The sequence below is a fragment of the Bradyrhizobium sp. WCU1 genome (assembly GCF_053474805.1).
In genome coordinates this window covers 809,454-824,262 of record NZ_CM130280.1, presented here as the reverse complement: position 1 = coordinate 824,262, position 14,809 = coordinate 809,454, and the positions used below count along the sequence as shown (strand labels likewise).

At 65.3% G+C, this 14,809-nt stretch carries 12 protein-coding genes; 10 read left to right on the top strand and 2 right to left on the bottom strand.

The window, feature by feature from the left end; all coding sequences use genetic code 11:
• The first annotated feature begins 31 nt into the window (after nt 1-31).
• The 9 genes from ACTUWL_RS03785 (at nt 32) to ACTUWL_RS03745 (ending at nt 12,133) form a co-directional block, all read left to right on the top strand.
• Entirely contained in the window at nt 32-1,057 is a 1,026-nt protein-coding gene (locus ACTUWL_RS03785) for a sugar ABC transporter substrate-binding protein (protein ID WP_021082092.1), read from the top strand.
• Nucleotides 1,058-1,156: 99 nt separating this feature from the next.
• Entirely contained in the window at nt 1,157-3,295 is a 2,139-nt protein-coding gene (locus ACTUWL_RS03780; protein ID WP_021082093.1) for an ABC transporter permease, read from the top strand.
• Nucleotides 3,295-4,416, top strand: a complete 1,122-nt coding sequence (locus ACTUWL_RS03775) for an SMP-30/gluconolactonase/LRE family protein (protein WP_021082094.1) — start codon at nt 3,295-3,297, stop codon at nt 4,414-4,416. The genes ACTUWL_RS03780 and ACTUWL_RS03775 overlap by 1 nt, the downstream gene beginning before the upstream one ends.
• Complete coding sequence (locus ACTUWL_RS03770) at nt 4,413-5,951, top strand: sugar ABC transporter ATP-binding protein (protein WP_021082095.1); 1,539 nt, start codon at nt 4,413-4,415, stop codon at nt 5,949-5,951. Before ACTUWL_RS03775 ends, ACTUWL_RS03770 begins: the two co-directional genes overlap by 4 nt.
• 271 nt (nt 5,952-6,222) lie before the next feature.
• Nucleotides 6,223-8,538, top strand: a complete 2,316-nt coding sequence (locus ACTUWL_RS03765) for a bifunctional salicylyl-CoA 5-hydroxylase/oxidoreductase (RefSeq protein ID WP_021082096.1) — start codon at nt 6,223-6,225, stop codon at nt 8,536-8,538.
• Complete coding sequence (locus tag ACTUWL_RS03760; RefSeq protein ID WP_021082097.1) at nt 8,535-9,314, top strand: SDR family NAD(P)-dependent oxidoreductase; 780 nt, start codon at nt 8,535-8,537, stop codon at nt 9,312-9,314. The genes ACTUWL_RS03765 and ACTUWL_RS03760 overlap by 4 nt, the downstream gene beginning before the upstream one ends.
• Before the next feature lie 11 nt (nt 9,315-9,325).
• The gene (locus ACTUWL_RS03755; RefSeq protein ID WP_021082098.1) at nt 9,326-10,165 is read left to right on the top strand and encodes an enoyl-CoA hydratase family protein; all 840 of its coding nucleotides are present in this window, start codon (nt 9,326-9,328) and stop codon (nt 10,163-10,165) included.
• Nucleotide 10,166: 1 nt separating this feature from the next.
• Entirely contained in the window at nt 10,167-10,562 is a 396-nt protein-coding gene (locus tag ACTUWL_RS03750; protein WP_021082099.1) for a RidA family protein, read from the top strand.
• 329 nt (nt 10,563-10,891) lie between these two features.
• A complete protein-coding gene (locus ACTUWL_RS03745) occupies nt 10,892-12,133 on the top strand; it encodes a flavin-dependent oxidoreductase (protein WP_021082100.1) in 1,242 nt (413 codons plus the stop codon).
• A 196-nt stretch (nt 12,134-12,329) separates the two neighbouring features.
• On the opposite strand, the gene ACTUWL_RS03740 is transcribed toward ACTUWL_RS03745, so the two are convergent.
• Nucleotides 12,330-12,785, bottom strand: coding sequence for a cupin domain-containing protein (locus ACTUWL_RS03740; protein WP_021082101.1), 456 nt, complete (start codon nt 12,783-12,785; stop codon nt 12,330-12,332).
• A gap of 74 nt (nt 12,786-12,859) precedes the next feature.
• On the bottom strand, nt 12,860-14,026 hold the full coding sequence (locus ACTUWL_RS03735) for an ABC transporter substrate-binding protein (protein ID WP_035653414.1): 1,167 nt from the start codon (nt 14,024-14,026) through the stop codon (nt 12,860-12,862).
• A 286-nt stretch (nt 14,027-14,312) separates the two neighbouring features.
• On the opposite strand from ACTUWL_RS03735, the gene ACTUWL_RS03730 reads away from it, so the two are divergent.
• Complete coding sequence (locus ACTUWL_RS03730; protein ID WP_021082103.1) at nt 14,313-14,807, top strand: MarR family winged helix-turn-helix transcriptional regulator; 495 nt, start codon at nt 14,313-14,315, stop codon at nt 14,805-14,807.
• Nucleotides 14,808-14,809 lie beyond the last annotated feature (2 nt).

Genomic DNA, 14,809 nt, shown 5'->3' with positions numbered 1-14,809 from the left:
CAATCAAAAGCATTTTCTTGTGGAGGAGACGATGAAGACGACGAAGTTCTGGACGATCCTGCTCGCCGGCGTGGCGGTTGCCGCGATGCCGTTCGCGGCATCGGCGCAGGAGGAAGGCACCAAGGCCGGGCGCGAATTGCGCGCCGCCTACGACAAGTCGCTGCAGGGCAAGACCGTCGCCTATCTGCCGATCGCGCTCGGCGTGCCGTTGTCGGATGAATGGGGCCGCGTGGTGCAGGAAGAGGCCGAGTGGCGCGGCATGAAATATGTCGTGCGCGATCCCAACAACAATCCGTCCGCCATGCAGCAGGCGCTGACCGCGCTGGTCGACCAGAAGCCCGATGTCCTGATCGTGCAGAACCCGAGCGTGACGCTGCTGATGAAGGATCTCAAGCGCGCCGAGGCCCAGGGCACGCATGTGATCCAGGTCAACATGGCCTCGAACTACAAGTCCGGCGCCTTCGTCGGCGTCGACTGGCGTGAGATCGGCCGAATGCTCGCCAACGAAGCCGTCAAGGCCTGCGGCACCGGCTCCGGCAAGTCGGGCAAGGTGCAGATCGTGCAGGGCGAATTGACCGCGGCCGCCAGCGTCGACCAGGTCGGCGCCATCATGGACGTCCTGAACAAGGATCCCAACATCAAGGTGGTGTCGAACCAGGCGGCGAACTGGGACGCCAACACCGCGCTCAACATCACCGCGACCGTGATCCAGCAGCATCCCGATCTCTGTGCCTCGATCGGCTTCTGGGGCATCATGGAATCGGGCGCCGCGCAGGCGATCCGCAATGCCGGCAAGATCGACGACGTCAAGGTGTTCGCCTCGGGCGAGGGCTCGCAGCTCGATTGCGACCAGGTCACGTCAGGCAATTTCAGCAAGTTCCTGAGCTACAAGGCGACCGAGCAGGGCCACGATCTGATGTTCGCGGCCGAGACGCTGCTGATGTCCGGCGACAAGCCCGGCACCAAGAACCTGTCCTATTACACGCGGCCGATCTGGATCGATAAGTCGAACGCCTCGCTCGGCGGCACCTGTTTCGCGCTACCCAAGAAAAACTAACAAGGCGCGAGGCAGCCGGCGCGGGGGGCATTCCCGCGCCGGCTGTATCAAGGATCAGAATCCGGACACGTGAAACCGGATCGAGGGAGTGCTTTGACGATGTCGATGGCCGTTGATTCCTTTGCCGCATCGGTGCGGCGGTTCTCACCCCGGCTCCTGCTGTCGGAGCTGCTGCTGAAACAGTGGTTCGAGCCGGTCGTTCCGTTCACCGTGATGATCGGGCTGTGGGCCTATTTCGCGCTCACCATTCCCGACTACGCCTCGGTGCAGAATTCGGTGTCGCTGCTGCGGCTGTTCGCCGAATTCGGCTTCGTCGCGCTGGCGATGGGATTCTGCCTCGTCACCGGCGGCATCGATCTGTCGGTCGGCGCGATCTTCGCGCTGTGCAATTTCGCCGCGCTGTATTTCCTCCTGGTGCGCGAATGGCCGGTCGGCCTTGCGGTGCCGGCGACGCTTTTGGTCGGCGCGCTGCTCGGCAGCATCAACGGCTTCCTGATCGGATTCCTCAAGACCCGGCCGTTCCTGACCACGCTGGTGACGCTGATCATCCTGCGCGCCTCGGTCAATTTGCTCAACACCAGCTATGCCCAGGTGTTCGCGACCAACTCGGTCGAGAGCGACGCCTGGGACTTCATCGGCGGCGGCAGCGTGCTCGGCATTCCCGTCAATGCGGCGACGCTGTTCGTGGTGCTGCTGATCTGCCACATCTTCCTGTCGCGCTCGCGCTATGGCTGGCATCTCACCGCGATCGGCGCCAGTCGCAAGGCGGCACGTCATGCCGGCATCCGGGTTCGCTTGATGCTGTTCATGACCTATGTGCTGTCGGGCACGCTGTGCGCGGCAAGCGGCATCTTCTATGCGGCACGGCAGGCCTCGACGGATTCCACCACCGGTGTGGGGTGGGAATTCCAGGCGCTCACCGCCGTGGTGCTCGGCGGCGTGTCGCTGGCCGGCGGCAAGGGCACGGTATGGCGGGCGATGATCGGCGCGCTGATCATCTTCCTCCTGATCAACGGCCTCGTGCGCATGGGCATCCCGGGCTACGTCACCTCGGCGGTGACCGGCATGATCCTGCTCGCCGCCGTCGGCATCGACGTCAAATGGTCGAAGAACCGCGGCAAGGCGATCCAGAAGATCTATGTCAATCCGGCCTTCGTGCCGCTGGCCTCGGCGCCGGCTGTGCAGCCGGGCGCAGCATCGCCCTATGCGCAGAACGACCGGCTGATCAACGCGCAGGCGATCGGCGTCGATCAGGTCGAGGGCCCCGAGGACGTCATCCTCGACCGCCAGGGCCGGCTCTACGGCTCGACCCGCGACGGCAATGTGATCCGCTTCTCCGGGCCCGACTTCAAGACCCGCGAGGTGTTTGCCCATATCGGCGGCCGGCCGCTCGGCATGCAGTTCGATCGCGACGAGAACCTGATCGTCGCGGTGGCGGGCATGGGCGTGTACGGCGTCGCGCCCGACGGCCGCATCTTCAAGGTCACCGACGAGACCAACCGCACCTGGTACAAGCTGAACGACGACTCGCGCCTGCGCATGGCCGATGACCTCGACATCGCGCCCGACGGCAAGATCTATTTCAGCGACTGCACCACGCGCTACGAGATGACCACCAACACCCTCGACATCCTCGAGGGCCGGCCGAACGGCCGCGTGGTCTGCTACGATCCGGCGACCAAGACCACGCGCACCGTGATCAACCACTTCTATTTCCCGAACGGGATCTGCGTCTCGCATGACGGCAAGTCGATCCTGATCGCGTCGACCTCGCTGTGCAAGGTGTTCCGGCACTGGATCGACGGGCCGAACAAGGGCAAGACCGAAGTGCTGATGGACGAGTTGCCGGGCAATCCCGACAACATCAACCGCGCCTCCGACGGCACCTACTGGCTGGCGCTGGTCGGCATCCGCACCCCGACCTTCGACCTTGCCGCGCGAAAACCCGGCTTCCGCCTGCGCATGGTCAAGCAGGTGCCGACCGACGAATGGCTGGCGCCCGCGCTGAACCATGGCTGCGTGCTGAAGTTCAACGAGAAGGGCGAGGCGCTGGAATCGTGGTGGGATCCGACCGGCATCTCGCATTCGACCTTGACCTCGATGCGCGAGCACCAGGGCTATCTCTATCTCGGCGGCCTCGAGAACAACCGGATCGGCCGCATCAAGCTCGACGGCGTCGACGACAGCTGGACCGGCTACGACGCCTATTGGGGCGCCAAAAGCAGGGTGACGACATAATGGGATTCTTCGATCATCTGCTGCGCGATATCCGCAGCGTCATCGACCGCGACGGCGGCCAGAACGCGATCCCGCCGCTCGACGGCGCGCTCAGCCCGAACGACCGGCTCGATACCGCCGTGCCGATCGGCGAGCCGCTGCCGGGCGTCGACGACGTGATCGCCGCCGGCGATGGCGCGATCTATGTCTCCGCCGGCCGACAAGTGCTGAAGCTCAGCGGCAGCGATTTCGCGACGCGCGCGATTGTCGCCGAATTCGAGGATGATGCCGGCGGGCTTGCGCTGCATCCGGACGGCCGGCTTCTGGTCTGCGTCGCGGGCAGGGGCCTTGCCGCGATCGATCCCGCCAAGCCCGCGCCGCGCTGGCTGGAGTCGGCCGGCGGCAGCGCGCTCGTCGGGCTGTTGTCGGTCACGGCGGCGCCCGATGGTCGCATCTATGCCGTCGAAGGCAGTGCCGGCCGTCGCCCGAGCGAGTGGCGGCACGATCTGATGGAGAAGCGCGCCAATGGCCGCCTGATCAGCTGCGGCGCCGGGCTCGACAATCCGCAGGTGCTGTTGCGCGACCTGCCATATCCCTACGGGGTGATGGTGTCGGCCGACGGCAACAGCCTGTGGCTCACCGAGAGCTGGGCGCATGGCCTCAGCCGCTTCGCGCTTGGCGGCAGCGGGCTTGGTCCGCGCGAGACCGTCGCCGCCAACATGCCGGGCTATCCGGCGCGGCTGCATCCGGACGGCCATGGTGGGTTCCTGCTCGGCATGTTCGCGCGCCGCACCCATCTGATCGAGTTCGTGCTCAAGGAAGACGATTTCCGCGAGGAGATGATGGCGACGATGCCGCCCGAATACTGGGTGGCGCCGGCGCTGGTCGGCGGCAGCGATTGCCTGGAGCCGATGCAGATCGGCAGCGTCAAGGCGCTCGGCATCCAGAAGCCATGGGCGCCGCCGCGCTCCTACGGCCTCTTGGTGCATCTCGATGCCGAAGGCGAGGCCAGCGACAGCCTGCACAGTCGCGCCGGCGGCCGCTTCCACGGCATCACCGCCGCCTGTGCGGTGCCGTCCGGCATCGTCATCGCCGCGCGCGGCGCGGGACGGCTGCTGCGCTATACGGGAGAGCTGCGATGAATGACGGCGTGATGCAGGCGGCGACCGCGACCCCCTCCGCAGCCCGCGAGCCGGTGCTGCGGATCAGCAACGGCTCCAAGATCTATGGCGGCGTTCACGCCATCGAGGGTGTCAATTTCGATCTCTATCCCGGCGAGGTGCATGCGCTGGTCGGCGAGAACGGCGCCGGCAAGTCCACGCTGTGCAAGGCGATCGCGGGCGCGATCAATCTCACCTCCGGCGATTATCTGCTCGACGGCAAGCCGGCCAATTTCGAGCAGCCGCGCGACGCGCTCGATGCCGGCATCTGCATGGTCTACCAGGAGACCAGCCTGGTGCCGACCATGACCGCGGCGCAGAACATCGAGCTCGGCAACGAGAAGCTGTTGACGCGCTTCCGCACGCTGAACATCCAGGCCCAGCAGCTGTTGCAGTCGCTGAATTTCCACGTCGATCCGGCGACCCCGGTGGCGCTGCTCGGCACCGCCAAGAAGCAGATGGTGGAGATCGCGCGCGCGATCTACAACAAGGCGCGCATCATCATCTTCGACGAGCCGACCGCCTCGCTGACGCCGGAGGAGATCGTCCACTTCTTCCATTTGGTGCGCGACCTGCGCGCCCGCGGCGTCTCCATCATCTACATCTCGCATGCGCTGGAGGAATCGCTGCAGATCGCCGACCGCATCACCGTGCTGCGCGACGGCAAGCTGGTGATCACGGCGCCCGCCAAAGAACTCACCCGCGACGCGCTGGTGCAGCACATGGTCGGCCGCGAGGTGGCGCAGGCGGTCTATGGCGGCAAGGCCAAGACCCATCAGCGCCGTGAGAAGGTGCTGACGGTCGAGAACGTCACCATGGGCATGGCGGTCAAGAACATGTCGTTCTCGGTCTATGCCGGCGAGGTGGTCGGCATCGCCGGCCTGATCGGCTCCGGCCGCACCGAGATCGCCAAGATCGTCTACGGCGCGCTGAAGCGCAATCTGGTCAATGGCGGCACCATAAGGCTGCGCGGCAAGCCGATCCGCTACCGCGTGCCGCGGCAGGCGATCAATGACGGCATCGCCTACATCACCGAGGACCGCAAGGCCAACGGCTTCTTCGAGACCATGGTGGTCGACGACAACGTCTATCTCGGCAGCCTCGCCACAAGGAAGGGCTGGAGCTTGCTGCTGTCGCGTGCGAAGCGCAGCAAGCTCGCCAGTTACTGGGTCGACCGGCTCAAGATCAGCGCATTGCAGCGCAAGGCGCGGATCATCGAGCTGTCCGGCGGCAACCAGCAGAAGGTGGTGCTGGCCAAGACGCTGGTGCAGGAGCCGTCGATCATCTTCTTCGACGAGCCGACGCGCGGCGTCGACGTCGGCACGATCCCGCACATCCACGGCGAAATCCGCCGGCTCGCCGACGAGGGCAAGGCGGTGGTGGTGATCTCGTCTTACCTGCCGGAGATCCTCGCCGTCTCCGACCGCATCCTGGTCGCCCGCACCGGCCGCATCGTCGCCGAGTTCGACGCCGCGGACGCGACCCAGGACAAGATCCTGTACGCCGCGGTGCATTGAGGGCCGCGACGCGCGGCCTGTTCTCTCCCCATCGTCATTCCCCGGTGCGCAATTGCGCACCTGAGGGCTCGCGAAGCGAGGACCCGGAATCTATTTCGCCGCCATTGGTGCGGCCTGATGGATTCCGGGCTCGACGCTTTGCGTCGCCCCGGAATGACGGAGTTGACCGGGCCGAGCCGGCCCTTGACAAATATTTTAAGTATAAAATAATATGCCGTACCGGCTAGCGGGAAGAACCTGCCCCAGCCGCCGAAGCCAACGGGAGAACGCCATGCGCATCGTTTGCATTGGAGGCGGGCCGGCCGGGCTTTATTTCGGCATCCTGATGAAGATGCTGGATCCCTCGCACGTGATCTCGGTGGTCGAGCGCAACCGGCCCTACGACACGTTCGGCTTCGGCGTGGTGTTTTCCGATGCGACCATGGACAACATGCGCAAATGGGACCCGGTCACATCAGACACGATCGAGCAGGCCTTCAACCACTGGGACGACATCGAGGTCCTGATCAAGGGCCGGCGGATGCGCACCACCGGGCACGGCTTCGTCGGCATCGGCCGCAAGCGGCTGCTCAACATCCTGCAGGCGCGGGCCGAGGAGCTCGGCGTCGAACTGATCTTCGAGCGCGAGGTCAATTCCGATCTCGAATTCCCCGATGCCGACCTGATCGTGGCGTGCGACGGCGTGAACTCGAAGATCCGCGCCAAATACACCGAGGCGTTCCAGCCCGACATGCTGATGCGGCCGAACCGCTATATCTGGCTCGGCACCAACCGCCCGTTCGACGCCTTCACTTTCGATTTCCGCAAGACCGAGCACGGCTGGTTCCAGGCGCACATCTACAAGTTCGAGGAGGGCGCGGCGACCTTCATCGTCGAGACCACCGAGGAAGCGTATCTCGCCCACGGCCTCGACAAGATGGAGCAGGGGGAGTCGATCGCGTTCTGCGAGAACGTATTCGCCGAAATCCTCGAGGGTCATCATCTGGTTTCCAACGCGCGGCATCTGCGCGGTTCGGCCTGGCTGTCGTTCCCGCGGCTGATCTGCGGCAAGTGGACTGCGTTCAACGGCAACAGCCATGTCGTGCTGATGGGCGATGCCGCCCATACCGCGCATTTCGCGATCGGCTCGGGCACCAAGCTCGCGTTGGAGGACGCGATCGAGCTCACCAACCAGTTCAAGATCCACGGCGCGACCAAGGACAGCATCCCCGCGGTGCTGAAGGCATACGAGGAACTGCGCCGCGTCGATGTGGCGCGGATCCAGAATGCCGCGCGCAACGCGATGGAATGGTTCGAGGTGGTCGGCTCGCGCTATGCCGATACGCTGGAGCCGGAGCAGTTCATGTACTCGCTGCTGACCCGCTCGCAGCGGATCAGCCACGAGAATTTGCGGCTGCGCGACAAGACCTGGCTCGAGGGCTATGAGCGCTGGTTCGCCGAGCGTAGTGGCGTGCCTGCCACCAACGACCGCGTCACGCCGCCGATGCTGACGCCGTTCCACATCCGCGGCCTGTCGCTGCACAACCGCATCATCGTTTCGCCGATGGCGATGTATTCAGCGGAAGAGGGCGTGCCGAACGATTTCCACCTCGTGCATTTCGGCTCCCGCGCGCTCGGCGGCGCCGGTCTCCTGTTCACCGAGATGACCTGCGTCTCGCCGGAAGCGCGGATCACGCCCGGCTGCTGCGGGCTGTGGAACGATGAGCAGGCGGCGGCATACAAGCGGATCGTCGACTTCGTGCATCGCAATTCGGAAGCGAAGATCGGCATTCAGCTCGGCCATGCTGGCCGCAAGGGCTCGACCCGCGTCGCCTGGGAGGGCATGGACGAACCGCTGCCGGACCACAACTGGCTACTGGTGTCGGCCTCGCCGGTGCCTTATCTGCCCGACGGCCAGATCCCGGAGCCGATGAGCCGCGCCGAGATGGATGAGGTGCGCGACCAGTTCGTTGCCGCCGCCCGGCGCGCCGCAAGCGCGGGCTTCGATATTCTGGAGCTGCACTGCGCCCACGGCTATCTGCTGTCGAGCTTCCTCTCGCCGCTGACCAACCGCCGCACCGACGAGTATGGCGGATCGATCGAGAACTGCGCGCGTTATCCGCTGGAGGTGTTCCGTGCCATCCGTGCGGTGTGGCCGGAGGACAAGCCGATGTCGGTCCGCCTGTCCTGTCACGACTGGGCCGAGGGCGGCAACACGCCGGAGGATGCGCTGGCCTTTGCAAAGCTGTTCAAGGCGGCGGGCGCCGACCTGATCGATTGCTCGTCCGGCCAGGTCTGGGCCGACGACCATCCGATCTATGGCCGGCTCTACCAGACGCCGTTCGCCGACAAGATCCGCAACGAGGTCGGCATCGCCACCATCGCGGTCGGCGCGATCTCGGAGGCCGACCACGCCAACTCGATCATCGCCGCCGGCCGCGCCGATCTCTGCGCCATCGCGCGGCCGCACCTCGCCGATCCGGCCTGGACGCTGCACGAGGCCGCCAAGATCGGCATCAAGCAGATCGCCTGGCCGAAACAGTATCTGTCGGGCAAGTCGCAATACGAGGCCAATCTCGAACGCGCGGCCGCCGGAGGGAAGGCATGATGAGCTTCTGGCCCAACGCACATGCGCTGGTCACGGGCGCCGGGTCCGGCATCGGTGCTGCCACGGCGATTGCACTGGCGAACGCCGGGGTACGTGTCAGCATTGCGGGGCGTCGGATCGATGCGCTGAAGGCGACCGCGGCGGCGCTCGGCAAGCACGCCGGCGCCGTCGTGTCGATCGACGTGACCGGTGAGGCTGCGGTGACCAAAGGTATCGCGCAGATCGCGGCCGAGGCGGGTCCGATCGATATCCTCGTCAACAATGCCGGCAAGGCCGGCAGCGCGCCGTTCGACAAGACGGGTGCGGCGCTATGGGCGGATATGCTGGCGAGCAACCTTTCCAGCGTGTTCCTGGTGACGCAGGCCGTGCTGCCCGACATGGCGCAGCGCGGCCGCGGCCGCGTGATCAACGTGGCTTCGACCGCGGGCCTCACCGGCTACGCTTACGTCTCGGCCTATGTCGCGGCCAAGCACGGCGTCGTTGGCCTGACCCGTTCGCTGGCGCTGGAATATGCCCGGCGCGGCGTCACCGTGAACGCGGTCTGCCCCGGCTATACCGATACGCCACTGGTGGCGGATGCCACGGCCAACATCGTCGCCAAGACCGGCCGCAGCGAGCAGGAGGCGCGGGCCGCGCTCGCAAAAGTCAATCCGATGCAGCGGCTTGTGACGCCGGAGGAAGTCGCCGACGCCATCCTCTGGCTCGCCTCCGAGGGCGCATCGTCAATCAACGGACAAGCCGTGGCGGTTGCCGGCGGCGAGGTCTTTACCGGGTGAAGGAAGAAATCATGTCCGAGATGAAAGCAAAGCTCCGTCCGTTCAAGGATTATCCCGCGAAGCACTTCCGCTGGTCGACCGATGCCAGCGGCCGGGTCGCGACCATCACGTTGAACCGGCCGGACAAGAAGAATCCGCTGACATTCGAATCCTACGAGGAGCTGCGCGACCTCTTCACCAACCTCAAATACGCTTCCGACGTTCGCGCCATCGTGCTGACCGGCGCCGAGGGCAATTTCTGCTCCGGCGGCGACGTGTTCGAGATCATCGCGCCGTTGACGCGGATGGCGATGCCGGACCTGCTCGCCTTCACCCGGATGACCGGCGAGGTGGTGCGTGCGATGCGCAAATGCCCGCAGATCATCGTCGCCGCGATCGACGGCATCTGCGCCGGTGCCGGTGCGATGCTGGCGCTGGCGTCCGACCTCAGGCTGGCGACACCGCAGGCCAAGACCGCATTCCTGTTCACCCGCGTCGGCCTTGCCGGCGCCGACATGGGTGCCTGCGGGCTGCTGCCGCGGGTGATCGGGCAGGGTCATGCCGCCGATCTGCTCTACACCGGCCGCGCGATGAGCGCCGACGAAGGTTTTGCATGGGGCTTCCACAACCGCCTGGTGCCAGCGGCCGAGCTCGCCGCCGCGGCGCATGAGATGGCGCGCTCGCTCGCGGATGGACCGTGGTTCGCGCACGGCGTGACGAAAACGATGTTCAACCAGGAATGGGCGATGGGCGTCGACGAGATGATCGAGTCCGAAGCGCAGGCGCAGGCGATCTGCATGGTGACCGGCGATTTCCGCCGCGCCTTCGAGGCCTTCGCCGCCAAGCAGAAACCCGCCTTCGAGGGCAATTGAGATGATCGAGATCCTGCAGCCGGATGGATGGGCCAAGCCGATCGGCTACGCCAACGGCATGGCCGCGCGCGGCAAGCAGCTCTTCATCGCCGGCCAGATCGGCTGGAACGGGCAATGCGTGTTCGAGACCGACGATCTCGTGGCACAGATCGGCCAGACCCTGCGCAACATCACAGCCGTCGCCGCCGCCGGCGGGGCAAGGCCCGAGCACATCGTGTCGATGACCTGGTTCCTGCTCGACCGGAAGGAATATTCCGCGCGGCTGAAGGAGATCGGCGCGGTCTATCGCGACGTCATCGGCCGGCATTTTCCGGCGATGACCGCGATCCAGGTTGCCGGCCTGATCGAGGATCGCGCCAAGGTAGAAATCCAGGCCATCGCGGTGGTGCCGGATTAACGGAGGCGCAATCCTGTTGGTCCCGTCATCCTGAGCTGCGAGCCTTGCGGCGCAATTGCGCCGCTGGGCGAGCCTCGAAGGATGCACGGCCCGGCCGGTGGCCGTCGACCCTTCGAGACGCCGCTCCGCCGCTCCTCCAGCGGCAAAGGCGAAGCCTTTGCGCGGGGGTGACGGATTTAGAAGAGAGTATGCTGAGCCGCTGTTAATCCTAAGGCGAGACGGCAAGGATTCGACGAAAGTGGGGACGACAAACTGGCTTGCGGCCGCACAAGCGGGCGTGCGACCCTAGACCAAAGCGTAAAACGTCCTGTGTGAGTGGAGTAAGGACGATGAAGGCGATTATCGTCGGAGGCGGAATCGGTGGTCTCACCACAGCGCTGATGCTGCGCGCGCGCGGCATCGCTTGCGAGCTGTACGAGCAGTCGGAGACGATCCGGGAGCTCGGCGTCGGCATCAACACCTTGCCGCATGCGATCCGCGAGCTGGCAGGGCTCGGCCTGCTCGACAGGCTCGACGACGTCGCGATCCGTACCTCAGAGCTGTTCTATCTGACGCGGCATGGCCAGCAGGTCTGGCATGAGAAGCGCGGGCTCGATGCCGGCCACGACGTGCCGCAATTTTCGATCCATCGCGGCCGCCTGCAAAGCGTGATCCACCAGGCGGTGATCGACCGTCTCGGCGCCGATGCGATCCGCACCGGTTGCCGGCTCGGCTCCTTCACGCAGGATGAAGGCGGGGTCTCGGCCTATTTCTTCGATCGCAGCGGCGCCCATGTGCACACTGCGCGCGGTGACATCCTGATCGGCGCCGACGGCATCCACTCCAAGGTGCGCGAGACGCTGTTCCCGGGCGAGGGCGGGCCGTGCTGGAACGGGCTGATGCTGTGGCGCGGCGCTACCGACTGGCCGGCCTTCCTGACCGGACGCTCGATGATCATCGCCGGCGGGCTGAACGCCAAGGCCGTGATCTACCCGATCGCGCCGGGCTCGAGCCCGGCAAGCCGGCTCACCAACTGGGCGGTGCTGGTGCGGATCGGCGACGGCTCCTCGCCGCCGCCGCGCCGCGAGGGCTGGTCCAATCTCGGCCGGCGCGAGGAGATGATGCCCTATGTCGCGAGCTTCACGATTCCGCAGGTCGATTTCACCGGCCTGATCAACGCGACGCCGGAGTTCTGGGAGTATCCGTGCTGCGACCGCGATCCGCTGCCGTATTGGTCGAGCGGACGGGTCACGCTGCTCGGCGACGCCGCGCATCCGATGTACCCGGTCGGCTCGAACGGCGCGTCGCAGGCCATTCTCGATGCGCGATGCCTCGCCGACATGCTGGCGCGATCCGAGCATCCGCGCCAGGCGCTCGCGGCCTATGAGCGGCAGCGGCTGCCGATGACCGCCGACATCGTCGCCTCCAACCGCCGCGGCGGGCCGGAGGGTGTGATCGACGCCGTCGAGCAGCTCGCGCCGCAGGGCTTTACCGACGTCGACACCATCCTCAATTACGAGGCGCGCGAGGCGATCGTGCGCGGCTACGCGGCCAAGGCCGGCTTCGCCGCCCGCGTGGTGGCGCGGCAGTAGGAGTAACGATCGCCTCGCGCGCCACAAATTCGGTGTCGTCCCTGCGAAAGCAAGGACCCATAACCACCAATGTTCGTCATTTCGCAACGCTGGAATGACGAATCCCGTTCACAACATCCGCCGCGGCGTATGGGTCCCTGCTTTCGCAGGGACGACATCTTTATGCGGCTAGGCTGCCTGCAATTAGGGAAGTGTCCTACGCCGGAGGCGGCGGCAGGAAGTGGATGTTGTGCTCGGCGGCGAGCCGCACCACGTCATCCGGGTTCTGCTCCTTCATGTTGTGGATCGCCCAGAACAGATCGTAGAGCCGGCGGGTCGGCGACACCCAGAACAGCGTCTTGGCAGTTTGCTGCGACTTGTTGAAGATGCCGTGCGGCTTGCCCATCGGCAGGCGTACCAGGTCGCCGGGCGTGGCGGATTCGTCGGCACCGTCGAGCATGAAGTCGAGCTTTCCCTCCAGGATGTAGAGATACTCGTCCTGGTCGGGATGGATGTGCGGAGGCACGAAGGTGCCCGGCGGGAAGGTGGCGTGCCAGGAGAACGAATGCTCGGTGCGGCTCTTCGGCACGTAGGTCTGGCCGAGGATGCTCCAGGAAATGCCCTGCATGCCTTCATTGGCGCGGGTGATGCCGGCGATCTCGTCTTTCGTCATGTTTCCCTCTCTTTTGTTTGAGGCGCTTTCATCACGCGAACCGGTGTCCACTTCGCTTGAAAACGCTTTGTGTCTTACTTCGCGGCGCAGTCCTTGGCGTAGCGGTCGCCATAGTTCGAGAACACCTTTTCGACAATCTCGGTCTGGAATTTGCCGTCGGGCCGCTTCGCGACCTTGGTGAGATAGAAATCCTGGATCGGATAGCCGTTGTTGTTGAACTTGAAGTTACCGCGCAGCGAGGTGAAGTCGGCCTTCTTCAGTGCCGCCGCGACCGCCTCCTTGTTGGAGAGGTCGCCCTTCACCGCCTTGACCGCGCTGTCGATCAACAGCGCCGCGTCATAGGCCTGCATGGCATAGGTACCGGGCACGCCGTTGTATGCGGCCTCATAGGCGGCGACGAATTTCTTGCTCTGCGGATTGTCGAGGTCAGGTGCCCAGTTCGCGCCGCCGAACATGCCGACCGCGGCGTCCTGCTGCGCAGGCAGGGTGGATTCGTCGACGGTGAAGGCGGAGAGCACCGGCACGGTGGCGCCGGCCTGCTTGTATTGCTTCACGAGGTTCACGCCCATGCCGCCGGGCATGAAGGTGAACAGCGCGTCCGGCTTCTGCGCGGCGATCTTGGACAATTCGGGCTGGAAATCCAGTGTGTTCAGCGGCGTGTAGGATTCCTCTGTTATCTCACCCTTGTAGTCGAGCTTGAAGCCGGCGACGGAGTCGCGGCCGGCCTGATAGTTCGGCACCAGCAAATAGACGCGCTTGTAGCCGCGGTCCTGCGCCACCTTGCCGAGGATCTCGTGCACCTGGTCGTTCTGGTACGACGTCACATAGAAGAACGGGTTGCACTCCTTGCCGGCAAAGCTCGAGGGGCCGGCATTCGGGCTGATCAGGAAGGTCTTACTGTCGGTGACCGGGCGGTGGATCGCCAGCAGGATGTTGGAGAAGATCGGGCCGACCACGAAATCGACCTTGTCGCGCTCGAGCAGGCCGCGCACCTTGACCACCGCAGCGTCGGGCTTGAGCTCGTCGTCGGCGTTGACGATCTCGACATCCCGGCCGGCCATCTTGCCGCCAAGGTCCTTGACCGCGAGTGCAAAGCCGTCGCGGACCTGCTGGCCCAGCGCCGCGGCAGGTCCCGAGGTCGTAACCAGCACGCCGATCTTGATCTTTTCCTGCGCTGCCGCCGGGCTCGCCGCGATTCCCAGCAGCGCCGCCAATCCCGCGAGTCTTGTCAGTTGCTTCATGTCACTCCCCCAAAGCATTGTCTTGATGCCTTTCCAGCTTGGCCGCAGCTTAGTCTGGCGCGTGCGACCGCTGCAAGCGATGTGGCATCGCGTCAGGTTACCGGTTGCGCGGGCGCTGTCGCGCGCCATGCAAGCGCCGCGCCAATTGCTTGAAGTTTAAAGAAATTGCAGAATTGCCTCGGTGCATCGGGCCGGATTCGCTATTGTCCTTGCAGGACACCGCGAATTGCTTGAAGCTCAAAGCAATCGGTCCGACCGAAACCCGCCGCGGAGGCATGATCGCAGCATGATCCTCGATTCCGAAACCAAGGCCGTCGAGCTGCCCGACGATCACGGCACCGAGCTCAGGCTGTGGCTGAGGCTGTTGACCTGCACCACGCTGATCGAAGGCGAGGTGCGCAGCCGCCTGCGCGAGAAATTCGACGTCACGCTGCCGCGTTTCGACCTGATGGCCCAGCTCGACAAGGTGCCGGACGGCATGACGCTGTCGGACCTGTCGAAGCGGATGATGGTGTCGAACGGCAACGTCACCGGGCTGGTCGAGCGCCTGGTTGAATCGGGCCATCTCGATCGCCGCACCTCGGAGACCGACCGCCGCGTGCAGTTCATCCGGCTGACCAAGACCGGCCGGGCCGAGTTCCGCAAGATGGCGGCCGAACACGAGAAATGGATCGCCGATGTCTTCGGCGACCTCTCGCCGAAGGATATCCGCGAGCTGATGCGGCTGCTCGCCAAGGCCAAGGGCTCGGCGCAGCGCTCGGCCAAGGCGCGGACCGCGTAACG